23 protein-coding genes and 1 tRNA gene are annotated in these 22,423 nt (G+C 65.0%); 7 read left to right on the top strand and 17 right to left on the bottom strand.

The features are described from left to right. Positions 1-22: 22 nt before the first annotated feature. Positions 23-283 carry a hypothetical protein gene (locus AC1DEK_RS12775; RefSeq protein ID WP_478125593.1) on the bottom strand — a complete coding sequence of 87 codons (261 nt, stop codon included), beginning with the start codon at positions 281-283 and terminating at the stop codon, positions 23-25. Positions 284-528: 245 nt separating this feature from the next. Here AC1DEK_RS12775 and AC1DEK_RS12770 point away from each other — a divergent pair, with 245 nt between their 5' ends. Beyond that, positions 529-1,533, top strand: a complete 1,005-nt coding sequence (locus AC1DEK_RS12770; protein ID WP_478125592.1) for a cation diffusion facilitator family transporter — start codon at positions 529-531, stop codon at positions 1,531-1,533. Here the strand turns inward: AC1DEK_RS12770 and AC1DEK_RS12765 are convergent. From AC1DEK_RS12765 to AC1DEK_RS12740, 6 genes are read right to left on the bottom strand one after another with little or no spacing between them, the layout of a single operon-like run. Beyond that, on the bottom strand, positions 1,526-3,262 hold the full coding sequence (locus AC1DEK_RS12765) for an acetyl/propionyl/methylcrotonyl-CoA carboxylase subunit alpha (protein ID WP_478125591.1): 1,737 nt from the start codon (positions 3,260-3,262) through the stop codon (positions 1,526-1,528). The two genes, AC1DEK_RS12770 and AC1DEK_RS12765, sit on opposite strands and share 8 nt — an antisense overlap. Beyond that, on the bottom strand, positions 3,259-4,872 hold the full coding sequence (gene pxpB / locus AC1DEK_RS12760) for a 5-oxoprolinase subunit PxpB (protein WP_478125845.1): 1,614 nt from the start codon (positions 4,870-4,872) through the stop codon (positions 3,259-3,261). The genes AC1DEK_RS12765 and pxpB overlap by 4 nt, the downstream gene beginning before the upstream one ends. Further along, positions 4,872-5,654, bottom strand: coding sequence for a LamB/YcsF family protein (locus AC1DEK_RS12755; protein ID WP_478125590.1), 783 nt, complete (start codon positions 5,652-5,654; stop codon positions 4,872-4,874). The genes pxpB and AC1DEK_RS12755 overlap by 1 nt, the downstream gene beginning before the upstream one ends. Before the next feature lie 17 nt (positions 5,655-5,671). Next, on the bottom strand, positions 5,672-6,346 hold the full coding sequence (pcp, locus tag AC1DEK_RS12750; protein WP_478125589.1) for a pyroglutamyl-peptidase I: 675 nt from the start codon (positions 6,344-6,346) through the stop codon (positions 5,672-5,674). Positions 6,347-6,356: 10 nt separating this feature from the next. Next, entirely contained in the window at positions 6,357-7,313 is a 957-nt protein-coding gene (locus AC1DEK_RS12745; RefSeq protein ID WP_478125844.1) for a DUF979 domain-containing protein, read from the bottom strand. Next, positions 7,313-8,059 carry a DUF969 domain-containing protein gene (locus tag AC1DEK_RS12740; RefSeq protein WP_478125588.1) on the bottom strand — a complete coding sequence of 249 codons (747 nt, stop codon included), beginning with the start codon at positions 8,057-8,059 and terminating at the stop codon, positions 7,313-7,315. Before AC1DEK_RS12740 ends, AC1DEK_RS12745 begins: the two co-directional genes overlap by 1 nt. Before the next feature lie 245 nt (positions 8,060-8,304). On the opposite strand from AC1DEK_RS12740, the gene AC1DEK_RS12735 reads away from it, so the two are divergent. Next, on the top strand, positions 8,305-8,994 hold the full coding sequence (locus AC1DEK_RS12735) for a GntR family transcriptional regulator (protein WP_478125843.1): 690 nt from the start codon (positions 8,305-8,307) through the stop codon (positions 8,992-8,994). A gap of 68 nt (positions 8,995-9,062) precedes the next feature. Here the strand turns inward: AC1DEK_RS12735 and AC1DEK_RS12730 are convergent. Both AC1DEK_RS12730 and serS read right to left on the bottom strand, forming a co-directional pair. After that, positions 9,063-9,152 (bottom strand) — tRNA-Ser (locus tag AC1DEK_RS12730). Between the two features lie 47 nt (positions 9,153-9,199). Beyond that, positions 9,200-10,531, bottom strand: coding sequence for a serine--tRNA ligase (serS, locus tag AC1DEK_RS12725; protein WP_478125587.1), 1,332 nt, complete (start codon positions 10,529-10,531; stop codon positions 9,200-9,202). A 61-nt stretch (positions 10,532-10,592) separates the two neighbouring features. On the opposite strand from serS, the gene AC1DEK_RS12720 reads away from it, so the two are divergent. Further along, on the top strand, positions 10,593-11,009 hold the full coding sequence (locus tag AC1DEK_RS12720) for a VOC family protein (protein ID WP_478125586.1): 417 nt from the start codon (positions 10,593-10,595) through the stop codon (positions 11,007-11,009). A gap of 4 nt (positions 11,010-11,013) precedes the next feature. Here AC1DEK_RS12720 and AC1DEK_RS12715 read toward each other — a convergent pair whose 3' ends face one another. From AC1DEK_RS12715 to AC1DEK_RS12705, 3 genes are read right to left on the bottom strand one after another with little or no spacing between them, the layout of a single operon-like run. After that, entirely contained in the window at positions 11,014-11,943 is a 930-nt protein-coding gene (locus AC1DEK_RS12715; protein ID WP_478125842.1) for a threonine/serine dehydratase, read from the bottom strand. Between the two features lie 29 nt (positions 11,944-11,972). Next, positions 11,973-12,938 (bottom strand): 4-hydroxy-3-methylbut-2-enyl diphosphate reductase, encoded by a 966-nt coding sequence (gene ispH / locus AC1DEK_RS12710; RefSeq protein WP_478125585.1) that lies wholly within the window; start codon positions 12,936-12,938, stop codon positions 11,973-11,975. Next, positions 12,935-13,393: an FKBP-type peptidyl-prolyl cis-trans isomerase gene (locus AC1DEK_RS12705; RefSeq protein ID WP_478125584.1), complete on the bottom strand. Its 459-nt coding sequence runs from the start codon at positions 13,391-13,393 to the stop codon at positions 12,935-12,937. The genes ispH and AC1DEK_RS12705 overlap by 4 nt, the downstream gene beginning before the upstream one ends. Before the next feature lie 65 nt (positions 13,394-13,458). Between AC1DEK_RS12705 and radC the strand changes: the two genes are divergently transcribed. Together radC and AC1DEK_RS12695 are read left to right on the top strand one after the other, a co-directional pair. Beyond that, positions 13,459-14,136, top strand: a complete 678-nt coding sequence (gene radC / locus AC1DEK_RS12700; RefSeq protein ID WP_478125583.1) for a RadC family protein — start codon at positions 13,459-13,461, stop codon at positions 14,134-14,136. A gap of 76 nt (positions 14,137-14,212) precedes the next feature. Beyond that, positions 14,213-14,869: a Smr/MutS family protein gene (locus tag AC1DEK_RS12695; protein ID WP_478125582.1), complete on the top strand. Its 657-nt coding sequence runs from the start codon at positions 14,213-14,215 to the stop codon at positions 14,867-14,869. A gap of 22 nt (positions 14,870-14,891) precedes the next feature. Here AC1DEK_RS12695 and AC1DEK_RS12690 read toward each other — a convergent pair whose 3' ends face one another. After that, the gene (locus AC1DEK_RS12690) at positions 14,892-15,311 is read right to left on the bottom strand and encodes a group II truncated hemoglobin (protein WP_478125581.1); all 420 of its coding nucleotides are present in this window, start codon (positions 15,309-15,311) and stop codon (positions 14,892-14,894) included. A 39-nt stretch (positions 15,312-15,350) separates the two neighbouring features. Here AC1DEK_RS12690 and AC1DEK_RS12685 point away from each other — a divergent pair, with 39 nt between their 5' ends. Then, positions 15,351-16,382, top strand: coding sequence for an isopenicillin N synthase family dioxygenase (locus AC1DEK_RS12685; protein WP_478125580.1), 1,032 nt, complete (start codon positions 15,351-15,353; stop codon positions 16,380-16,382). Positions 16,383-16,415: 33 nt separating this feature from the next. On the opposite strand, the gene AC1DEK_RS12680 is transcribed toward AC1DEK_RS12685, so the two are convergent. Further along, a complete protein-coding gene (locus AC1DEK_RS12680) occupies positions 16,416-18,932 on the bottom strand; it encodes an ABC transporter permease (RefSeq protein ID WP_478125579.1) in 2,517 nt (838 codons plus the stop codon). 221 nt (positions 18,933-19,153) lie between these two features. Between AC1DEK_RS12680 and AC1DEK_RS12675 the strand changes: the two genes are divergently transcribed. Further along, the gene (locus AC1DEK_RS12675) at positions 19,154-19,666 is read left to right on the top strand and encodes a hypothetical protein (protein ID WP_478125578.1); all 513 of its coding nucleotides are present in this window, start codon (positions 19,154-19,156) and stop codon (positions 19,664-19,666) included. Positions 19,667-19,678: 12 nt separating this feature from the next. On the opposite strand, the gene AC1DEK_RS12670 is transcribed toward AC1DEK_RS12675, so the two are convergent. The 3 genes from AC1DEK_RS12670 to AC1DEK_RS12660 form a co-directional block, all read right to left on the bottom strand. Continuing rightward, on the bottom strand, positions 19,679-20,044 hold the full coding sequence (locus tag AC1DEK_RS12670; protein WP_478125577.1) for an FHA domain-containing protein: 366 nt from the start codon (positions 20,042-20,044) through the stop codon (positions 19,679-19,681). A 142-nt stretch (positions 20,045-20,186) separates the two neighbouring features. Beyond that, positions 20,187-21,386, bottom strand: coding sequence for a YncE family protein (locus tag AC1DEK_RS12665; protein ID WP_478125576.1), 1,200 nt, complete (start codon positions 21,384-21,386; stop codon positions 20,187-20,189). Positions 21,387-21,424: 38 nt separating this feature from the next. Continuing rightward, entirely contained in the window at positions 21,425-22,327 is a 903-nt protein-coding gene (locus tag AC1DEK_RS12660; protein WP_478125575.1) for a LysR family transcriptional regulator, read from the bottom strand. Positions 22,328-22,423: the final 96 nt, after the last annotated feature.

The raw sequence follows: 22,423 nt of genomic DNA, 5'->3' as shown, positions 1-22,423 counted from the left end.
GTGGCCGTCAAGGCGTCGGCCGTCAGATGTCCAATTCGCTGAAGCCGGTATTGCCCGTGTGTGACCGGGACGTCCATTCGGACACGAAGAATTCAGCGCGGATCTTGACGCGATGCAACGCCGCTTCGCGGCTCGGTTGCTGGGCGATGACGAGGACACAGCGCTGCTCGCCCTCGAATCTCAGTTCGGCCTTGCCGGAGTACGTGCCTTCGGGTGTGGAATTCAGGTCGATCCTGCAGGTCCAGCCGACCGGAAGGTCTGGCGCAAGTAATGAGTCGGGCATAAGCCATAGGATAACAACGACAGTCGATGGCATCGGGGAACCATCCGGATCCGAATGGTCGCCGCAGCATCCCCTACCAGCGCCGATCGACTGTCTACGCGCCCATCTTGCGGCAACCCTGTTTCACCTCCATGACGGGCGCGAAGGAGGCCCCGCGTGCCGGCGGGGTATGTCAGCCAGTGGTCAGGCCGGCAAGCATTCGGCCGGTGCGCTTAAAGTTGGCGACCATCAATCCTGGATCCACCATGAGGGAGTTCAGCCGCTTCCACCGCCGCCTGGGCACGGACGTTCAGGTGCGCCAACTCAGAGTCACGATCGCTATCGCTTTCGCCGGCAGTGCATTCGTTGCTGCATGCAAGACGGCGGCGGCCGCGTCCACCGGCTCGGTCTCGATGCTGGCAGAAGCCGTGCATTCGTGGATCGGCACGGTCTCCGAGATCTTTCTGGTGGTCGGCTACCTGGCCGCCCGCCGCCCTGCTGATTCCGAACACCCGCTGGGATATGGCCGCGAGTCCTTCGTGTGGTCGCTGTTCGCGTCCATCGTCATGTTCGTCGTCGGGGCGCAGATCGCCATCTGGCGCGGCATCACCCAACTCGGCAGCGCCGAGACGCCGAACGACTATCGATTCGGCTATGCGGTCATCGGCGTGTCCTTCGTGCTCCAGCAGGTGTCGTTCTTGCGGGCCGTCCGCTTCGTGCGAGCGCGCGCCGCCGAGAGAAACTCGGGCATCTTCAAGCACGTGTTCGACACCTCGGATTCCCAGTTGCGCGCAGTCGTGATCGGCGACTTCATCTCGCTCGTCGGGCTCGTCGTGGCCGGCCTGGGCATGGCCTTGCATCAGCTCACCGGCAAGGCGGTCTACGACGCGATGGGATCGATCCTGATCGGGCTCTTGATGGGCGTCGCAGGCCTGTTCCTCATCAACCAGAACCGCCGCTACCTGGCCGGCGTGCCGCTGTCGGACGAACGAAGCGCAATGGCGGTGCAAGCGATCGAGAAGGATCCTCGCGTGGAACGGGTGACGTACTTCTTCGCGGAATTCGTCGGGCCGGACCGTCTGCTCGTCGCCGCACGGGTCGTGATCGCAGGCGAGCCCACGCAGGTCGAGCTTGCGCGCATCCTTCACGAGCTCGAACTGCGCGTGATGGAACACAAGTCCGTCGCCCGCGCGATCTTTGCGCTCGCAACGCCAGAGGACATGGCCATGCCAGGGGCGTCGCGCCAGAAGGTCGCATCGACCGTCACGTGATCCGCGCGATGACCGCGCCGACGTTCACGTATGCGCCGGCCTGCATGGTGCGCACGAGCCGACCGGCACGGTGTGCGCAGACCTGCATTTCCATCTTCATTGCCTCCATGACGCCAATCACTTCGCCTTGGGCAACCTCGGCGCCCTCCTCGCTCTTCCACGCGCGCAGGGTTCCTGAAACGGGAGCGGTGACGCTGGACGGATCGGTTTGCGGTGAGGATTCCGGTGCGGGCCCGGAGGAGGCATCGGCGGCGCCGGCAGACTGAAGCCCGCGCAGCAATTCGGCGGGCAAGCCCAGCGCCACGCGGCGGCCGTCGATTTCCATGGCCGTGCGATACAGCGCCGTCGCGGGCAAAGGCTCCGGACGCGCCGCTGCAGCCAGTTCGGCAGCAAAGTCTGTCTCTATCCAGCGCGTATGCACCTTGAAGCCATCGCTCCCGGTGAAGTCCGCGTGAGCCACGACCGCGCGATGAAACGGCAACACCGATGCTACGCCTTCGATGCGGAACTCCGCCAAGGCGCGCCGCGCGCGGGCGATGGCCTGCGCGCGAGTGGCGCCAGTGACGATCAACTTCGCCATGAGCGAATCGAAGGTGCCGGGCACGGTCGAGCCGGACACCACGCCGGTGTCCAGGCGGACGCCCGGTCCTGTCGGCGCCTCGAAGCCGACCACAAGGCCCGGCGAAGGCAGAAAACCGCGCCCCACGTCTTCGGCATTGATGCGGAATTCGATCGCGTGGCCGCGCGGCGTGGGCGTCTGGGTGACTGACAGCGGATGTCCATCGGCAATCCGCAGTTGCTCCACCACCAGATCGATTCCGCAGGTTTCCTCCGTCACCGGATGCTCGACTTGCAGCCGCGTGTTGACTTCGAGGAAGGACACAGCGCCCGAAGCACTGAGCAGGAACTCGACCGTGCCTGCGCCCACGTAGCCCGCTTTCGAGCAGACATCGCGCGCGGCCTTGTGAATGCGCTGGCGTTGCGCTTCGTCGAGGAAGGGGGCGGGCGCCTCTTCCACCAGCTTCTGGTTGCGCCGCTGCAGGGAGCAATCTCGCGTGCCGAGCACGACCACATGGCCGTGCGTGTCTGCAATCACTTGCGCCTCGATGTGGCGCGGCCGGTCGAGGAACTGTTCGACGAAGCACTCGCCCCGGCCGAACGCCGTGACTGCTTCGCGCACTGCGGAATCAAAAAGATCGGCCACTTCATCCATGCGCCAGGCTACCTTGAGCCCGCGGCCACCACCGCCGAAAGCCGCCTTGATCGCGATCGGCAGACCATGCTTTTCAGCGAAGGCGAGCACCTCTTGCGCGCCACTCACCGGATCGGCCGTACCGGCCACCAGCGGGGCGCCAACTTGCAGAGCGATCTTCCGCGCCTGCACCTTGTCGCCAAGCAGTGCAATGGCGGCCGGCGGCGGGCCGATCCATGTCAGGCCGGCATCGATGACCGCCTGCGCGAAGGCCGCGCTCTCCGAGAGGAAGCCGTAGCCGGGATGCACCGCGTCCGCGCCGGATCGCGAGGCGACTGCCAGCAGCTTGTCGATGCTCAGGTAGGTATCGGCCGGGCTGTCGCCGCCCAGGCCGTAGGCCTCGTCGGCCATGCGGGCGTGTAGCGCATCGATGTCGGCGTCGGCATAGACGGCGACCGATTGCGCGCCGTAGTCGGCACAGGCACGCACGATGCGCACCGCGATTTCACCGCGATTGGCAATGAGGACTTTTTTCATGGCATTGAGAGTTGACGAGCGAAATCGGGCGAAATCGGGCAAAGACGAACGCGGGCGCCGATCGGCAACTGACCCGCGCGATCGATGTCATAGCTGGCGACGGACGCGATGACGGGATAGCCGCCGGTCAGCGGATGGTCGGCCATGAACAACACAGGCTGACCGTTGGGCGGCACCTGGAGCGCACCAAGCGCCGTCCCTTCGCTGGGCAGTTCGGCGCCTTGCATCGCCGCAGTGCGCGCGAGCGGCTGTTCGCCTGAAAGGCGGACGCCGACGCGGTTGGATTGCGGCGTGACGGTCCAGATCTGCGTGGCCAGAAGCTCGAGGGACTCCGGCGCAAACCAGTCGGTGCGCGGACCCATCACGACATCGAGCGTGACGACTTCGTCACGCATCGGCAGGTCGGCCGGCGCGGATTCAGGCAGCCCCACCACAGTGCCGGGCGCTGGCGGCCTTATCGGCAGCACGTCGCCCGCCGCAAGCGGCCGGGGCCCGATGTTCGCCAGCGTGTCGGTTGCGCAACTGCCGAGTACCGGCGCGACGGCAAAGCCGCCGCGCACCGCCACATACGAGCGAATGCCAGCGCTCGGCTCGCCGATCAGCAGGGCGTCGCCATCGGACAGCGCGATGGGCGCATGCCGCGGCACGGGCCACCTCGATCCATTTCTGGCGAGCAACTCAAGAGGACCCTGTGCGCCCGCGACGGCCACGACGGCATCGCCGCGACAAACGACTTGGAGACCGCCGTAGACGGCCTCCACGCAGGCTGCATCAGAGCGATTGCCCACCAGTCGGTTGGCTGCGCGCAGCGAAGCACGGTCCATCGCACCCGAAGTCGAAACGCCCTGCCCTGCCTGGCCATGACGGCCCAGGTCCTGAAAGAGCGCCTGCAGCCCGCTCTGCCGGACTTCCAGCGCACTGCCGCCCATCGAAGGAGCCGACAGCGGCTCCATCGTTGCCATCTGTGGCACGGCGGGCGCCGTCGACGCGCTGGTCTGCGGCCCCGCATCGACGAAACGCACGCGCTGGCCGGGTTGCAACAGTGCGGGTCGATCACGCGAGAGATCCCACATGCGCGTTGCCGTCACGCCGATGATCTGCCAGCCGCCCGGACTCGCCTGTGGATAGACACCGCTGAAACTGCCCGCCAAGCCCACCGCCCCCGCCGGAATCCGCGTGCGCGGTGTTGCGCGACGGGGCACATTCAAGCTCGCATCGCCACCGCTCAGGTAAGCGAAGCCCGGCGCGAAGCCGGTGAAGGCCACGGTGTAGTCGCTGCCAGTGTGGCGCCGCACGACCTCTTGCAGCGAGATGCCGAGCAAGCCGGCCACTTCTTCCAGGTCTTCGCCGTTGTATGTGACGGGAATCTCGATGCGCTCTCCAGCGGCTTCGACGCGCACGTCGAGGCGGCGAACACTGATGCGGTCGATGAGCTCGGCACGAGAGACAGCGGCGGGCCGGAAGGTCACCAACAGCGTGCGCGCGGCGGGCACGACGTCGTCGACGCCTGCGATTGGCTCAGCCTGCAATGAAGCCAGCAACGCCAGCGTTTGCGACAGGTCGTCCAGCTCGACGAGCACGGCGTCGAGGTTGACCGGGAGGAAGCGCATCACGCCCCCTGGTTCGAGTCCGCGACGCCGGCGAAAGAGCGAACGACGATGCCGGCGCCTTCGAGAAGCCGGCGCACCTGTCGCGCCATCTCCACCGCGCCAGGGCTGTCGCCGTGAACGCAAACCGAATCGGCCTGGATGCGCACCGTGCTGCCGTCGATGGCCGTGACCACGCCTTCCTGCGCGAGGCGCAGCATGCGCTCGGCGACTTCCTTCGGGTCGTGCAACACCGAGCCGGCCTGGCGGCGCGACACCAGCGAGCCGTCGGGCATGTAGGCCCGGTCGGCGAAAGCTTCAGCCACCACGTGCAGGCCCTGGGCGCGCGCCCAGTCGAGCAACGGCGAACCAGCCAGTGCGACGAGGGTCAGTCCGGCATCGACTTCGCGGATCGCGGCGATGACGTCGTTGGCCTGCCGCTGGTCATGCGCGATGGTGTTGTACAGCGCGCCGTGCGGCTTGACGTAGCGCACCCGGGTGCCGGCCGCTGCGGCGAGACCTTGGAGGGCGCCGATCTGGTAGATCACGTCGGCTTGCAGATCGGCGCTCGCCACATCCATCGCACGGCGCCCGAAGCCGACGAGGTCGGGATAGGACACATGCGCGCCCACCACGACTCCCTTTGCCTTCGCCCGCCGCACGGTCTGCAGAATGCCGGCCGGATCGCCGGCATGGAAGCCGCAAGCCACGTTCGCGCTGCTCACGATGTCGAGCATGGCGTCGTCGTCGCCCATGCGCCACGCGCCCAGGCTCTCGCCGAGATCGCTGTTCAAGTCGATGTTCATTCGTGGCCCCTGAATGGTCAATGAAGCTGGCCGCCGGTCTCCCGCACATCTTCATGCACGGTGAGTGCCGTTCGCACCAGTGTGCGCACGCCTTCGATCTGCGTCGCGAGCGCCATGCTGGGCGCTCCCGCGATGCGGGCCGCCTGCTCCGGAAGGCAAGGCAGATGGACGAAGCCACCGCGTGCGCCGGCAAGTTCCGGCCGCGTGGTCAGCCGATGCATCAGTGCGTAGAAGACATGGTTGCAGACGAAGGTGCCCGCGGTGTTGGACACGGATGCCGGAACGCCTCCCGCACGGATGTCGCGCACGATGGCCTTGATCGGCAAGGTCGAAAAGTAGGCCGCCGGCGCACCCGGCACCACCGGCACGTCGATGGGCTGGTGCCCCGCGTTGTCGGGGATGCGGGCATCGTCGACATTGATCGCCAGGCGCTCAGGCGAAACATCGATGCGGGCGCCCGCGAGCCCCAGTGCCACGACCAGTGTCGGCCGGTGCTCGGCTAAGGCATCGTCGAGCCGTTCGATGGCTTTTCCGAAGACGCACGGCAACTGTGCCGCCCTGACTTGAGCGCCTTCGCAGACCCAGCCGTCCAGTGCCCTGGCCACTTCCCAGGAAGGATTGACGGAATCGCGCTCGAAGGGCTCGAAGCCCGTCACCAGGACGCGGCGCTCCGATTCGGGTAGGTGTTTCATGGCATGGCCCTCAGCGGAACATGAGGAAGTAGAGCAGGAAAACGTTGACGGTGAGCAGCATCAGCGCCGTGGGCACCTGCACACGGATCACCGCGTTCTTGTCGGGCAGTTCGAGCAGCGCGGCCGGCACGATGTTGAAGTTGGCGGCCATCGGCGTCAGGAGCGTCCCGCAATAGCCCGACAGCATGCCGATCGCGGCCATCACCGCCGGATTGCCGTGATACACGCCCACGAGAATCGGCACGCCCACGCCGCCGGTCATCACCGGAAACGCCGCAAAGCCGTTGCCCATGATGACGGTAAACAGCGCCATGCCGATCACGAAGACGGCCACGGCAACGAAGCGCACATCCATGTTGATGTAGCTGGTCGTGAGGTATGCCACCGCCTTGCCCACGCCCGCGTCCGAGAACACCAGCCCCAGCATGCCCAGCATTTGAGGCAGCACCAGCGCCCAGCCGAGCGCATCGGTAAGCCGGCGCGATTCGCGGATCGCCTGCGCAGGCGTCTCGCGGGTCAGCCAGCAGGCCAGGCCGAGCGCGACGATGCACCCCACACCCAGGCTCACCAGCGTCGTGTTCTTCGGGTCCAGCAAGGGCACGCCGCCGACGACAAGGTGGCTCGCGGAGAGCGTTCCAGCCATGGTCAGCAACGGAATCGCCAGCGCCGGCACGAAGAGCTTGTTGCCCAGCCGCTTGGCACTGGCGGCGTACTCGGCGGCCGAGCGGGTCACATGATGGCCCATGCCGACCCCGCCGAATCCGGCGATCAGCGCCATCACGATGGCACCCACGCCAACCCACACCGGCGGCAATTGGTCGCCGACCAGGAACACAAGCGAATACAGGCCCCAGAACAATGCGCTGGAGTAGCGCTTGGGATGCCGGCGGTCGGCCAGCGTCATCATCGCCGTGAGCGCCAGGATCGCGCCGACCAGGTAGTAGAGGTGAACGATGGACAGCATGATCAGACTCCCTGCTTGCTGATGGCGGCTGGCGCCACTTCGGACTCCGAACCGGCAGGGTTCTTTGCCAGTTCGGCGGCCAGCGATTTGTCGAGCCTGCGCAATCGCCAGGCGTGGATCACAAATGCCGAAATCGCGGTCGGGATGCCCCACAAGGCGACGTGGATGGGTTCGACGTCGATGCCCGCCTCGTGCAGGAAAGTGGTCATCAGCACGATCGCGCCAAAGGCCACGAACATGTCTTCGCCGAAGAACAGACCGACGTTGTCAGTCGCAGCGGCGTACGCGCGCAGCTTGTGTCGCACAGTTTCGGGCAGCTTGCCATAGCGCGCTTCAGTGGCGCCTTCGGCCATGGGCGCGAGGAGCGGCCGGACCATCTGCGGATGGCCGCCGAGGCTCGTCAATCCGACGGCCGACGTCAGCTGCCGCGCGGCCAGATAGACGATGAGCAGCCGCCCGGCGGTGGCCGATTTGATGCGGCTGATCCAGTCTTGTGCGTGCTGGCGAAGCCCATGTCGCTCCAGCAAGCCGATCACCGTCAACGGCAACAGGATGATCAGCGGCAGGTTGCGTGTCTTCACAAAGCCGGTACCGATCGTCGCGAGGATTTTTTCGATCGGAAAACCGGCAGCGAAGGCCGTCACGACCGCGGTCACGATCACGACCAGCATCGGATTGAAGCGCAGGATGAAGCCCGCAATGATCACGGCCACGCCGATGAGGGGCCAAAGATGAATGTCGCTCGCCATGGGATCGCTCCTTAAATGAGGCAGGAAAAGAACAGGACCTGCTCCAGCCGTCGCAAAATGCGTGCCATTCGATCAACCAGAATTCTCATTGACTGGTTTAAATCTATGACATTGTTGAACAATACATTTATTGTTGATCCATCATTCGTCGCAAATCATTGGTGCAAACCCGCGCTAGGGTTGCGGGAGATGCGTGCGTGACTCACTGATCTGCTACAACCGCTGGCAACTTCTCCATGCCATCAATGACACAAATCGCGCCGGTGCCATCGACTCTCCTGACCCTCGGCGAGCGCGTGGCCGAGCAGCTTCGCGGGATGATTACCCAGGGTGAGTTTTCACCGGGCCAACGCCTGTCGGAGCAAGCCCTGAGCGAAAGGCTCCAAATCTCCCGCAACACATTGCGAGAGGTGTTCCGGGTTCTGACCAAGGACGGCTTGCTCAAGCACGCGCCCAACCGAGGTGTGTTCGTAGCGATCCCGAGCATCGCGTCCATCATCGATATCTACCGTGTACGCCGGCTCATCGAATGCCAGGCCCTGAGGCAGGCGTACCCGCGCCACCCCGCCAAGGCACGCATGCGAGAAGCCGTCGAAACTGGAATGCGCAGCCGCGCTGCGTCCGACTGGCTGGGCGTCGGCACAGCGAACATGGCTTTTCACATGTCGATCGTCCAGCTGGCCGACAGTGAGCGCCTCAACCTGATGTTCGCGCAGGTGCTGGCCGAACTGCGGCTCGCGTTCGGGCTGCTGCAGGACCCTGAATTCCTGCATGCGCCGTACGTCGACATGAACATGAAGATCCTGGAACTGGCCGAAGCGGGGGAATTTGCCAAGGCTTCGAACGAGCTTGGCGACTATCTGGTGCACTCCGAGCGGATCGTGCTTGCTGCGTACGCCCGACGTATTGAAAGCGCGGATGTGACGGCGGCCTGAGCGGGCGCTTTTCTCCGCGCGGCCTAAAACAAGAAGCCCCGGCAGCTTTCGCTGTCGGGGCTTTTGTTTGGAGGAGAGGGAGGGATTCGAACCCTCGGTACGTTCGCACGTACGCCTGATTTCGAGTCAGGTACATTCGACCACTCTGCCACCTCTCCGGTGTCTGTCGAGCCCGCGATTCTAGCAGACCGAAAAGCGCGTTTTTTCAGCCGCGCAGCACTTCGAGGCCGCCCAGATAGGGCCTCAATGCAGCCGGCACATTGACCGAACCGTCTTCCTTCTGATGGTTCTCCAGAACCGCAACCAGCGTTCGCCCCACCGCCAGACCCGAGCCGTTGAGCGTGTGCACGAGTTCGTTCTTTCCCTGTGCATTCTTGAAGCGAGCCTGCAGTCGACGCGCCTGGAAGGCTTCGCAATTGGAGACCGAACTGATTTCGCGATAAGTGTCCTGCGCCGGCAGCCACACTTCCAGGTCGTACGTCTTGGTCGAACCAAAACCCATGTCCCCTGTGCTCAGCAGCACGACGCGGTACGGCAGTTCCAACGCCTGGAGCACGGCCTCGGCGTGGCCCACCATCGCTTCGAGCGCCTCGTAGCTCTTCTCGGGATGGGTGATCTGCACCATCTCGACCTTGTCGAACTGATGCTGGCGAATCATTCCGCGGGTGTCGCGGCCGGCACTGCCCGCTTCCGACCGAAAGCATGGCGTGTGAGCGGTGAGCTTGATCGGCAACTGGGCCTCCGCCACCACTTCGTCGCGCACGAAGTTGGTCAGCGGGACCTCGCTCGTCGGGATGAGGTAAAGCGCCGAATGATCAGGCGCCGGTTCACCGTCCTGACCGCCCTTCTTCGCAGCAAACAGATCGCCTTCGAACTTGGGCAACTGACCGGTACCGCGCAGCGTGTCGGCGTTGACGATGTACGGCACATAGCACTCGGTGTAGCCGTGCTGCTGTGTCTGGATGTCCAGCATGAACTGCGCGAGCGCACGATGCAGGCGAGCGATCGGGCCCTTCATCACGGAGAAGCGCGAGCCGGAAAGCTTGGCGCCGGTCTCGAAATCGAGCCCGAGCGGCGTGCCGAGATCGACGTGATCCTTGGCTGCGAATGGCAGCGGCGCTGCGGAACCGCCGGCGCCGCTCTTCGGGCTCCATCGGCGGACTTCGACGTTGGCCGCTTCGTCCTCGCCGACCGGCACGCTGGCGTGCGGAAGGTTCGGCACGGCCAACAGCAATGCATGCAGTTCAGGCTGGAGTTCGTCGAGACGCGTGGCCGAGGATTCCTGCTCCGCCTTGAGTGCGTTGACCTCCGTCATCAGCGCATCGACCGATTCGCCCTTGGCCTTCAACGGGCCGATTTGCTTGTTGAGGGCGTTACGGCGGGCTTGCAATTCCTCGGTGCGGGTCTGCAAGGTCTTGCGCTCGGCTTCGAGTGCGCTGAACCTTGCCACGTCGAGGTAGGGCTGGTTCTTCTTGCGCGTTTCGAGGCGCGCGACCACCGAAGCGAGGTCCTTGCGTAACAGAGTGATATCGAGCATTGCGCGATTTTAGGTGCGCGTAGCATCGTTCCCCCCGACCACTTCAGCTCAAGGAGATCGCATGGAAGCCTATCTGACATTCAACGGCAACACGGCCGAAGCATTCGCGTTTTACGCCAAGTGCCTCGGCGGCAACATTGCATTCAGCATGACCTTCGGAGAAAGCCCCATGGGTGCGGAGATGCCGGCGGACTTCAAGAACAAGATCATGCATGCCACGCTGCACGCGCGCGGTCAGCAGATCATGGCGTCCGATGCACCACCGGGGTACAACTTCGAAGGCTTCAAAGGCTTTTCGCTTTCGGTCCAAGCCAAGGACGTGAAGGAAGGCGAACAGCTCTTCAAGGCACTGTCCGAAGGCGGCAAGGTGACGATGCCCTACGGCGCCACTTTCTGGTCAGCCGGCTTCGGGATGCTCGAAGACAAGTTTGGCGTGCCCTGGATGGTGAACTGCCAGCAGGCACCAGCGCAGGGCTGAGCTCTCAGCCCAGAGTAGCTGGATCGACGTTGGCACCGCAAACGATCAGGCAAATCTTCTCGCCTTCTCGCGGCGCGTAGGCGCCGCATTGCAATGCGGCCAACGGCAAGGCAGCGGCGGGTTCGACGGCAAGTTTCAGTTCCTTCCAAAGCCACGACTGCGCCGCCCGGATCGCGTCGTCCGACAGCAGCAGCGCATCGCGCACATGGCCTTGCGTGACGTCCCACGCGATCGCGCCGATGCGCTTTGCGCCGAGCGAATCGGCTGCGATACCGCCGACCTCGACGTCGACCGGCTGGCCAGCCTCGCGAGCACGGAACAGCGTCGGCGCACGCTCAGGTTCGAGTGCGACGACGCGCGCACGTTTCTCGAACCATGCCGCGAGTCCACCGATCAGGCCACCTCCGCCGACGCTGACGAGCACTGAGTCGGGCAGACCACCCTGGCGCTCGATCTCACGCCCCAGCGTGCCTGCGCCGGCCACCACTTCGGGTTGATCGTAGGCGTGGGTGAGCAATGCGCCTGTGGCGCCTTGGCGCTCCAGACAGGCAGCGAGCGCGTTCGCATACGCTTCGCCGCCGACCACCACCTCAGCGCCGAGTGAGCGCAGTTTCGCGCGCTTGGCTTCGGGCGAAACCATCGGAAGGAAGACTTCGCAATGCACGCCGAGTGCCTGTGCCGCGGCGGCCGTCGCAATACCCGCATTGCCGCCCGAGGCAACGATGACCCCGCTCGCCGGTATGTCGTTGGCCAACAGCCGGTTCATCATGCCGCGCGCCTTGAAGCTCCCGCTGGTCTGCAGATGTTCGAGCTTCAGCCAGATCTCCACGCCTTTCACGCTCATACCCAGAGCGGAGCCATCGAGCTTCCAAAGCGGCGTTTCGCGCAGAAAGCCTGGCGCGCGGTCTTGCATGCGCGCGGCGGCGGCTTCGATCTCGGCGCGCCAGCCCGTCTTGACGCCGCTCACGAAATATGCCCCGGCGCAGGAATGTCGTCGAGCTTCAGGCCCTTCGGCAACGGGAACTTGAGGGTTTCCTGTATGCCGTCCATCTTGCGCACCGACACGGCGCCGAGCGCCTTGATGCGGTCGATCACGTCGCGCACCAGCACCTCGGGGGCCGAGGCGCCTGCGGTCAAGCCGACCCGGATCTTGCCGTCAAACCATTCAGGCTTGAGTTCGGCGGCCGAGTCGACCATGTGGCTTTCGGTGCCCAGGCGCTGCGCCAGCTCGCGCAGGCGATTGCTGTTGGAACTGGTCGGGCTGCCGACCACGATCACCAGATCGACCTGAGGGCTCAGCATCTTCACGGCGTCCTGGCGGTTCTGTGTGGCGTAGCAGATGTCCTGCTGCTTGGGCTCGCGCACGCTCGGAAAGCGCGCGCGCACGGCGGCGGAAATCTCGGCGGCGTCGTCGACCGAAAGCGTGGTCTGCGTCACCACCGCGAGCTTCTCCGTTTGTGCCGGTGAGACGCTCGCCACATCCGCCACGTCCTCGACAAGATGGATGCCGCTGGAAAGCTGACCCATCGTGCCCTCGACTTCAGGATGGCCCTTGTGGCCGATCATGATGAACTCATAGCCTTCCTTCGCGAGCTTGGCTACTTCGACGTGCACCTTGGTCACGAGCGGACAGGTGGCATCGAATATGTAGAAGCCACGCTCCCGCGCTTCAGCCTGCACGGCCTTGCTGACGCCATGGGCGCTGAAGACCAGCGTCGAACCGGGGGGCACTTCCGCAAGGTCTTCGATGAAGACCGCGCCCTTCGCCTTGAGCTCGTTCACCACGAAGGTGTTGTGCACGATCTCGTGGCGCACGTAGATGGGAGCGCCGAACTTCGCGATCGCGCGCTCGACGATCTCGATGGCGCGGTCCACGCCCGCGCAGAAGCCGCGCGGCTCGGCAAGGATGACTTCTTCGACGCCGCTCACAGCACGCCAATCAGTTTGACCTCGAAGGTCACTGGCTGACCCGCGAGAGGATGGTTGAAGTCGAAGCGGACGGCCGAGTCGCTCGACTCGATCACAGCGCCCGCATAGCTGCCGGTGCCGTCGGGGGTCGGGAACTGCACCACGTCGCCGACGGCGTATTGCTCGTCGGGATCGCCCATCTGCGCGAGCAGCTTGCGCGCCACCCACTGCTGCATCTCGGGATTGCGTTCGCCGAAAGCGTCGCCGGCCGGCAGCTCGTAAGTGGCGTGCGTGCCCTCTTCCATGCCGATCAGGCGCTGCTCCATGGCGGGCGAGAGTTCGCCGGTGCCGAGCGACAGCGTCGCGGGCTTGTCCTGGAAGGTGTTGATGATGTCGCCCGCGGGGCCGGCGAGCCGGTAGTGCAGGGTGAGGAAGGAACCGGCGGTGACGACGGCGGGGCGAGTGGTCGAAGACAAGGTGAGACGTCGCTTTAGACTGGGGCCCACATTTTAGGGAGTGGGGCTCGAACCCCGTAGAACACATGTCTTTCAAGGAACTGATCGAAGAATCGCGCCCGCGCGAAAAGCTCATCGGACTCGGCCCTGCCGCACTGGGCGACGCCGAACTGATCGCCCTGCTTTTGCGCACAGGAGTCGCCGGCAAGAATGTCCTCCAACTGTCACAGGAACTTCTCGATCAGTTCGGAGGACTCGCGGGGCTGCTCAACGCAGGGCTCGACGACCTGAAGCGCGTCAAGGGTCTCGGTGGCATCGCCAAGCGCGCCGAACTCACCGCCGTGCTCGAGCTCGCCCGCCGCGCGCTCGCCGAGCAACTCAAGGAAAGAGCGGTTTTCGATTCGCCCGAGGCCGTGAGGCACTACTTGCAGCTTCATCTCGGGGCACGTCCGCACGAGGTGTTCGCCGCTCTCTTTTTGGACGCGCGGCACCGGCTGATCGCCATGGAAGAACTGTTTCGCGGCACTCTCACGCAGACCAGCGTCTACCCGCGCGAGGTGGCCACCCGCGCCCTGCACCACCACGCCGCCGCCGTGGTGCTGGCCCACAACCATCCGAGCGGCTGCGTGGAGCCCTCCCGCGCGGACGAGATGCTGACGCGAACGCTCCAGACCGCGCTGGCGCTCATCGATGTGCGCGTGCTCGACCACGTGATCGTCTCCAGGGGTTCCAGCCTTTCGATGGCCGAGCGCGGGCTGGTCTGACGCCACGGCTTTCCTGAATTGCAAATGTGGACAATGGTTGTCGCCGCCCGAACCCGCCGAATTCCGTCTGCCACGCATGCCTTCCAAGCCCAAGAACCTCAAGAGCCTCGCCGATCTCAAGCACGTTCAACAATCACTGGCCGAACAGCGCGAAAGGGAAGCCGCTGAGGCGGCCATCCGAGCGGCGGCGCACAAGAAGCGCGCGGCCGAGCAAGACCTGTTCGCGCGTGCCATAGGCGCGACCAAACCGTTGCGGCGGAAAGCGGCCGTCCCTCTTGCGCCCGAACCACCGGCCCCCATCCCCGTGCAGCAGCAGTTGGACGAGCAACGCGTGCTGCGCGAATCCCTGTCCGACGAATTCGACGTCACCACGTTGCTCGATGCCGACGACGCGATGAGCTTTCGCCGGCCCGGCATCAACACCGATGTGACGCGCAAGCTGCGTGCGGGCGAATGGTCGATTCAGCGCGAGATCGACCTGCACGGCATGCGAAGCGACGAGGCCCGCGACGCGCTCGGCGCCTTCGTGCGCGACGCGCACAAGCAGGGCATACGCTGTGTGCGCGTGGTTCATGGCAAGGGGCTGGGTTCGCCGGGCAAGCAACCCGTGCTCAAGGCCAAGGTGCAGCGCTGGCTGATCCAGAAGAACGAAACGCTGGCCTTCGTGCAAGCCAAGCCCGCGGAAGGCGGCGCCGGTGCGCTGGTGGTGCTGCTGGCGCCTTCGCGGCGCTGAACCCCTCGCTGAACCGCGTCGCCTACTCGCCCCTGTTGCGCATCCAGTCGGCCGTTTGAAAGAACGACGTGCGAAGGCGCTTACGAAGGTCCTCCGGCACGCCCGTTTCGCCCATTGCCTGGTCCATGCACGCCAGCCACTGGTCGCGTTCCTTGATACCGATCGAATGGCCGCCGATGCTCTGCGGCAAATGCCGGGCGCGAAGCATCGGATGTCCGAAGCGATCGGTGTAGTGCTGCGGGCCGCCCAGCCATCCGCAAAGGAACCAGAAAAGACGCTGGCGCGCGTTGTCGAGCGTCGTGCCGTGCACCGCCCGCAGTTGCGCATAGGCGGGCTCGAGGTCCATGAGGTCGTAGAAGCGCTCGACCAGCGCATGAACCTTGGTTTCGCCGCCGATCCATTCGAAGGGCGTATCGAATGGCGGCTTGTCCTGAATTTGCATGGCCGACATTGTCCCCAAGAGTTGGGGCAACATCCGGGGATGCCTGATTTGCCCCTTTCCACCGCTGGCGGCGCCCTGCCGGTCATCGACCTTTCGGCGCTTGGCGACGAAGCCGGCGCACTTGCCGAGGCCGCATCGCGAATCGGAGCCGCCTGCCGCGCGCACGGCTTTTTCTACGTGACCGGCCACGGCGTAGACCCATCGCTCGTCCGGCGCCTGGAAGATCTCAGCCGCCGCTTCTTCGCGCTCGAGGAGTCGGCCAAGATGCGTTGGCGCATGGCGCTCGGCGGCCGGGCTTGGCGGGGCTATTTCCCGCTCGCCGGCGAACTCACCTCGGGTCGGCCCGACTGGAAGGAAGGCATCTACTTCGGCACCGAGATGCCCGAGACCCATCCGCTGGTGCAGGCGGGCACGCCGGTGCACGGGCCCAATCTGTTTCCCGACATCGAAGGCTTTCGCGAGACGGTGCTCGCCTATATCAATCAGGTGACGAAGCTCGGCCATCGCCTGATGCAAGCCATCGCCGTGAGCCTCGGCCTGCCGCCCGCATATTTTGCCGAGCGCTATACCGCCGATCCGCTGATCCTCTTTCGCATCTTCAACTACCCGACCCAGCCCGTGCCGGAAGGGATGGATGTGCTCTGGGGCGTGGGCGAACACACCGACTATGGCTTGCTCACGATCCTGCATCAGGACGACGTCGGCGGTCTGCAGGTGCGCACGCCGGAAGGCTGGATCGACGCGCCGCCCGTACCGGGCTCGTTCGTCTGCAACATCGGGGACATGCTCGACCGAATGACGGGCGGGCTCTACAAGTCGACCCCGCATCGCGTGACGCGCAACACATCGGGCCGCGACAGGCTTTCGTTCCCGCTTTTCTTCGACCCGAACTTCGAGGCGCGCGTGCAGCGTATCGAAGGTCTCGCGGGCGCCGAGGCGCAAGACGATAGCGCCGCCCGCTGGGACCGTGCCAACGTGCATGCGTTCAACGGCAGGTACGGCGACTATCTGCTGGCGAAGGTATCGAAAGTGTTCCCGCAGTTGCGCGACGAGGTGCTGAAGCACCCCTAGCGGCTCTGTTCGGTTCCATCCCCTTCATCGCTTCTATTCCGAAGCCTGCCGCAGCGTCGCGACCACTGGCCGCCGCAGCACTTCGCGCAACCCCCACCAGCCGGCTGCCCACGCCAGCACCGCGCCAGCGAGCGCTCCCGCGATCGGCACGAAGGGCGATGCGGTCCAGGTGAAGTCGAACACGTAGCGCGCCAGCGCCCAGCCGATCACCGAGGCGACGATGCTCGCGAGAAAGCCCGCCAACAGGCCGACGCCGGCCAACTCGGCGCGCTGGACCTGGCGCAGAAGGCTGCCCCGTGCACCCACCGCGCGCATCACGGCGAATTCGCGAGCCCGTTCTTCGCGCGTGGCGGTGACCGACGCGAAAAGCACCACCAAGCCCGCCGCCAGCGTGAATCCGAAGAGAAACTCGACGGCGCGAATGACCTGATCGAGCACGCGCTGGACCTGATTGATCGTGGCGCTCATATCGACATTGGTGACGTTCGGGTAGGTCCGCACGAGCGCGTTGTCGAATCCCTTCACGTCGGGCGCCCTGAACGCACCCATGTAGGTCACCGGCACATCGGCCATGTCGGCGACGGTGTACATGACGAAGAAGTTCGCATGCATCGATCCCCAGTCGACCTTGCGCAGCGAGGTGATGCGCGCCTCGTTCTGCATGCCGCCGATGTCGAAGCGCAAGGTATCGCCGAGCTTCAGTCCGAGCGTTTCGGCGAGGCCCGCCTCGACGCTTACCTCGCCCGGAGCACCGGGCTTCCACGCGCCGGCTGTGATGATGTTGTGGGGAGGCGCATCGGCGCTATTGCTGAGGTTGAACTCGCGGTCCACGAGCCGCTTGGCGCGGTCGTCCGCATAGTCGTCCGGAGACACCGGTTTGCCGTTGATGGAGACCAGTCGGCCGCGGATCATCGGATACCAGTCGAACTTGCTCACGCCGCTGTCGCGCAATGTCTTCTGGAAGTCCGCGCTCTGGTCGGGCATCACGTTGATCACGAAGCGGTTCGGCGCGTCCGGCGGAGTGGCCTTGCGCCAGCTCGAGACCAGATCGGTGCGCAGAAGCACGAGCAGGATCAAGGCAAGCAAGCCGACCGCCAAGGCGCTGACCTGCACCACCGCATAGACGGGCCGGGCCGAAATCTGGCGCGTCGCCAGAACCAGCCAGCGCGGCGCCGTGGTCTCGTTGACGCTGCGCCGCAGCAGCAGCACGGCAATCCAGCTCAGCAATGCAAACACGGCCACTGCGCCGGCAAAGCCGCCCACCGCGATCAGCCCCAGCTTCAGGTCGCTGCTGGCCGCCACCAGCAACGCGGCAAACCCAAGCACTCCCAGGCCCAGCACCGCAATCGATGTGGGCTTGAGACCGCCGATGTCGCGGCGGATCACCCGCAGCGGCGGCACGCGCGCCAGTTGCAGCACTGGAGGGAGGCCAAATGCGAACAGCAACGTCAGGCCCACGCCCATGCCGAATGCGACCGGCCAAAGCGTCGGCGCGGGCAGAGCGCTCTCGACCAGCCCGGCCAGCAGCAGCACGAATGCGTAATGCACGGCAAATCCGATGGCGACGCCGAGCGCACTGGCAATCACGCCAATGACCGCGAATTCGAACGCGTAAGCCCCGGCAATGGTGCGCTGGCTCTGCCCGAGCACCCGCAACATGGCGCAATCGTCGAGGTGGCGGGCCGCAAATCCGCGCGCCGCCAGGGCGACCGCCACCGCCGACAGCAAGGCTGCGAGGAGCGCGACCAGATTCAGAAACTTCTCCGCGCGGTCGAGCGTCTGGCGCATCTCGGGGCGACCGCTTTCGAAGGATTCGAGCCGCGCCCCGCGCACCTCCGCCTTCTTGATTGTTTCATCGGCCCAATCGCTGAACTGCTTCACCGCGCCAGCTTCACCCGCCACCGCGAAGCGATAGCTCACCCGGCTCGCCGGCTGCACCAGTCCCGTGCGCGGCACATCGGCCTGATTGAGCATGACCCGCGGCGCAAAGCTCATGAAACCGGCGCCCCGGTCGGGTTCGAGAGTGATCACGCGCGCAATACGAAGCCCTGCGTCGCCAAGAAGCAGCGTGTCGCCCACCTTCAGCCCCAGCGAATCGAGCAACGAGGCATCGACCCATGCGTCGCCCGGCGCCGGAACCTCACGGGTCGCCTCGCCGGCCGCAGCCGGGTCCTGGCTGACCTGCAGGTTGCCGCGCAGCGGATACCCGGCCGACACCGCCTTGAGCCCTACCAGCTTGCTCGCGCCGCCCTGCGCATCGCCAGCCCGCGCCATGGTCGGGAACCCGTAGGTGATCGCGCCCTGCAAGCCCAGCGCCCGCGCACGTTCGATGAAGGCCGGCGGCGTCGGGTTGTCGCTGGCCAGGACGGCATCGCCCCCCAGGAGTTGGCGCGCGTCGCGCTGCAGCCCGCCCTTGAGCCGGTCGGCGAAGAAGCCCACGGCGGTGAGCGCCGCCACCGCGAGCAGCACGGCGACGATCAGAAGGCGAAGTTCGCCCGCGCGAAGGTCGCGCCAGAGCGTTCGCCAGCCAAGACGGAGGGAGGCGATCATGGCAGTGCGAGGAGTTGCCCTTGAACGAAGGGCGGTTGAGGGTCGTTCATGTGGGCGGCCATTCTTTCACGCCGAAGCAGAGAAGCGCGTGTGAAACCACCGAATGATGGTTGTAGTACTTTTGTGACAAACGTCTCCAAAAATGCGAAACCATAGTTCTCATTTTTGGGCGAGATGCGGTTTGTGCGCTCCAATCAAGCCATCAGAAACGAGGTCACCGCATGAGCTACTACAACGATCGCGACTACGCCCACGATGCCCTGGAGGTCACCGTGTCGGATTTGCTCATCGCCACCTCGGACCTTTGCGACCCGCTTGTCGACAACGGAATCCACCAGGTTCTCAAGCTCCTGCGTGAGCAGCACGGGATGGAAGCCGCTTTCGCCTGCGAGGTGATCGATGGCAGGCGCGTGTCGCACCGTTCGCAACCTACCCACGGCGCTCAGTTCATCGACGAACAGGCCGAACCGCTGGAACTGGCCTTCTGCAAGCAGGTGCTGCATGCCCGGGTGCCCGCCGGTTGCTATCTCAGCGCGCCGGTACTGCTGGCCAACGGGAACACCTACGGCAGCCTCTATTCGTTCAGCTTCAGCACCGATCCAGCCGTCGAAGCGCGCGACCTCAAGAAGCTGGAAATGGCGGCGCAGCTCGCCGCCCGCCTGGTCAACGAACGCCGCCCGAGCGCGCCCGCACCGATGCCTCAGCGCAAGGCCGAGGCGCTGATGGCCTCCTGAAGGGCCGGCGGCTCACCGTATCGAGGTGGGCTGCAGGAGATCGTCAGGTGTCGTCAGCAGCCGCAATGCTTCGGCGGCCGACACTTCCGTGCTGCTGTACAAGAACCGTAGTTGGCAATCGCCGATCACGATGGCGTCGCCATTGCTCAATGCACGCGCCCTCACCTTCTGGTTGTTGACGAACGTGCCGTTGCGGCTGCCCATGTCGGTCAGCAGGAATCCGTCGCCCGTCCACTGGATCGCCGCGTGATGCCGGCTCACCCTCTCGCTGTCGATGCACACGTTGTTGGAGCCGGATCGCCCGATGGTGGTGATCTGAGTCGCGATGTTGACCTGCCGCACGCTGTTGCGCCGGGCCAGGATGATCAGTCTTGCCATACCTCTTCCTGTTTTTGATGGACTGCAGGAAGCTTAGGCGGGCAGGTCGTTTCCGAAAGACCGAAACAGAAGGATTAATCCCTTCCTGTTCGTTTCAAGCAGGCAAATTTCAGCGCTGCCATCGGGCCGATGCATCAATGGGTCAATGCGTGAGCCGGCCCCGCATCGAAGCCGGATGTCCCGCGAGCCCAAACGACTTGCCCGTGTTGACCAGCGTGTCACCGTCTACGCGCAGAATCGTGATGTCCTGGTCAAGGAAGTTGCCCACGTAGAGATATCTGCCGTCCGCGCTGAAGACCGCGCCTTCAGGCAGCCCGCGCACCTCGACCTCGTTGACGCGCGTGACCTTCTTGCCGTCGATCTTCATCGCCACGACGGAGCCGTTGCGGTTGTAGAAGTAAGCGTTCTTGGCCGCATTGCTGCCGCGCAGGATGACCGCCACCGCCAGCTTGCCGGTCGGGCTGACGGCCAATCCTTCGGGGCCGTCGCCGACCACCACCTTGTCGATCACCCGTGGCGGCCTGGCTTCCAGGTCGATCACGCTCACGGTGTCGACCTGACCATCCGAGGCGCCCGAATTGCCGTTGTCGGCGCTCAATGCGAGCTTGCCGTCTGGCGTGACGTCGACGTTGTAGGGCCAGAGCCCGACCGCGAGATCGACCTTGTTGTAGGTGACCTTTTCGCCGTCGACGTCGAGCAGCGCAATCTTGTGATTGGGAAACTTGGCCGCGAGCGCACGCCGCCCATCGGGCGTGAAGCGCACGTGCGATACCGATTCGCCCATCGGCACCGTGTCGATGAGCGTGACCTTCTGCCCCGCGATGCGAAGCACGCTGACGGAGTTGTCGGCGCGGTTCGCGACCAGCGCGAGCGTGCCCGCCCTGTTGATCGAGAGCCCGGATGGCTGCTTGCCGACGGTGATCGTGTCGATCAGCTTGGGCGGCGTCGCAGTGAGGTCGATCACGAACAGGCGGTTGTCGGGCACCTGGCGGCGAACGCCGTTTTCCTCGACCACGTTGAGCGAATTGGCCACCAGCGCCAACCTTTCGTCGGCCGTGATCGCCAGGTTCGTCGGCGGGCCGGCGATGGTGTTGTCCAGCGGGAGTGTTCCGATCGACCGGGGCGCCAGCGGATCGGTGCCGATGTCCAGGATCTGCAGCGTGTCGCGCTCAGGTGCGCCCAGCTTGACAGCGCCTGCGTCGTCCCAGGATTGCTTTTCGTCATTCGCGACCAGCATGAGCTGGCGCTGGGGCGGTGCGGTCGTCATGCCGCCACATCCGGCCAGCGTCACGGCCAGCGAGAACATCGCGAAAAGATTCAAAGGTCGAAAGCAGGGTCGCATGTTGTCTCCTTGTTGTGATCCGACGCGGCCCCGGCCCGTCAACTCTTGGCCTTGGTCCGCCCGCTGAAGCGCGATTCGAGAAAATCGAGCAGCGCGCGCAAGGCCGCGCTGTTGTGGCGCCGCTGCAAATACGCAGCCGACAGCCACATATCGCTGCGAACGTAGTCGTGCAGCACCGGCACGAGTTCACCTTGGTCCACGTGAGGCTGCACCAGCATCTCGGCGAGATAGATCACACCGAAGCCCTGCAAGGCGACCTGGATGAGCGGCGCAGCTTCCGTGGCGTCCATGCGGCTCTTCACGGGCACGTCGAAGGGCTTGCCGTCGACCTCGAAACGCCACTCGGGATGCAGCCCGAGGCGCGACAAAGTCAGCGCATCGTGCCGGGAGAGATCGCTCGGATGCGTCGGCTTGCCATGCTTCTTCCAGTACACCGGCGACGCACAGGCCACGAGGTTTCGGCGCGCGAGCTTGCGAACGATGAGGTTCTCGTCCTCGATCGGACCGAAGTGGAGTGCGATGTCGATGCCTTGCTCGGCCATGTCGAGGGCACGGTTCGTCAAGTGCAGGCTGATGTTGACGTCGGGGTAGTGCCCCATGAACTCACCGAGCAACTTGGGCAGGTCGCCCTGTCCCGCCCCCAGAGGTGCCGAGATCCGCAACCGACCGGTGGGATGGCTCGCGTGCTCCTGCACCTCGGCTTGCGTGAGTTCGAACATCTCCATCATCGGCTTGCTGCGTTCGAGCAGCAGGGAGCCGGCATCCGTCAGGCTCACGGCGCGTGTCGAACGGTTGAGAAGCCGCACCCCGAGCCGGGACTCCAGCTCGGCGATGTATTTGCTGACCGTGGCTTTCGAGACGTCCAGCTTGGCGGCGGCGCGCGAGAAGCTCCCATGGGAAGCGACTTCGCGAAAGGTCCTGATCAGGTCGAGGCTGTCCATGTCTGGGGAACATTGTCACTTGTTGCGCCTGTTCCGTAACCTGTGCGCTCCCTCGCCCTGCGCCTTCTTCACCTCGGGCGCCCGCTGTTGGCGCGG

Source organism: Variovorax sp. 10N420 (genome assembly GCF_056394705.1).
The sequence above is the reverse complement of the archived record's forward strand: the minus strand, read 5'-3'. Positions and strand labels throughout refer to the sequence as shown.

Coding starts and splice junctions, on each gene's coding strand:
- AC1DEK_RS12775 (WP_478125593.1), bottom strand. CDS start 283: ATGCCCGACTCATTACTTGCGCCAGACCTTCCGGTCGGCTGGACCTGC.
- AC1DEK_RS12770 (WP_478125592.1), top strand. CDS start 529: ATGAGGGAGTTCAGCCGCTTCCACCGCCGCCTGGGCACGGACGTTCAG.
- AC1DEK_RS12765 (WP_478125591.1), bottom strand. CDS start 3,262: ATGAAAAAAGTCCTCATTGCCAATCGCGGTGAAATCGCGGTGCGCATC.
- pxpB (WP_478125845.1), bottom strand. CDS start 4,872: ATGCGCTTCCTCCCGGTCAACCTCGACGCCGTGCTCGTCGAGCTGGAC.
- AC1DEK_RS12755 (WP_478125590.1), bottom strand. CDS start 5,654: ATGAACATCGACTTGAACAGCGATCTCGGCGAGAGCCTGGGCGCGTGG.
- pcp (WP_478125589.1), bottom strand. CDS start 6,346: ATGAAACACCTACCCGAATCGGAGCGCCGCGTCCTGGTGACGGGCTTC.
- AC1DEK_RS12740 (WP_478125588.1), bottom strand. CDS start 8,059: ATGGCGAGCGACATTCATCTTTGGCCCCTCATCGGCGTGGCCGTGATC.
- AC1DEK_RS12735 (WP_478125843.1), top strand. CDS start 8,305: ATGACACAAATCGCGCCGGTGCCATCGACTCTCCTGACCCTCGGCGAG.
- serS (WP_478125587.1), bottom strand. CDS start 10,531: ATGCTCGATATCACTCTGTTACGCAAGGACCTCGCTTCGGTGGTCGCG.
- AC1DEK_RS12720 (WP_478125586.1), top strand. CDS start 10,593: ATGGAAGCCTATCTGACATTCAACGGCAACACGGCCGAAGCATTCGCG.
- radC (WP_478125583.1), top strand. CDS start 13,459: ATGTCTTTCAAGGAACTGATCGAAGAATCGCGCCCGCGCGAAAAGCTC.
- AC1DEK_RS12695 (WP_478125582.1), top strand. CDS start 14,213: ATGCCTTCCAAGCCCAAGAACCTCAAGAGCCTCGCCGATCTCAAGCAC.
- AC1DEK_RS12690 (WP_478125581.1), bottom strand. CDS start 15,311: ATGCAAATTCAGGACAAGCCGCCATTCGATACGCCCTTCGAATGGATC.
- AC1DEK_RS12685 (WP_478125580.1), top strand. CDS start 15,351: ATGCCTGATTTGCCCCTTTCCACCGCTGGCGGCGCCCTGCCGGTCATC.
- AC1DEK_RS12680 (WP_478125579.1), bottom strand. CDS start 18,932: ATGATCGCCTCCCTCCGTCTTGGCTGGCGAACGCTCTGGCGCGACCTT.
- AC1DEK_RS12675 (WP_478125578.1), top strand. CDS start 19,154: ATGAGCTACTACAACGATCGCGACTACGCCCACGATGCCCTGGAGGTC.
- AC1DEK_RS12670 (WP_478125577.1), bottom strand. CDS start 20,044: ATGGCAAGACTGATCATCCTGGCCCGGCGCAACAGCGTGCGGCAGGTC.
- AC1DEK_RS12665 (WP_478125576.1), bottom strand. CDS start 21,386: ATGCGACCCTGCTTTCGACCTTTGAATCTTTTCGCGATGTTCTCGCTG.
- AC1DEK_RS12660 (WP_478125575.1), bottom strand. CDS start 22,327: ATGGACAGCCTCGACCTGATCAGGACCTTTCGCGAAGTCGCTTCCCAT.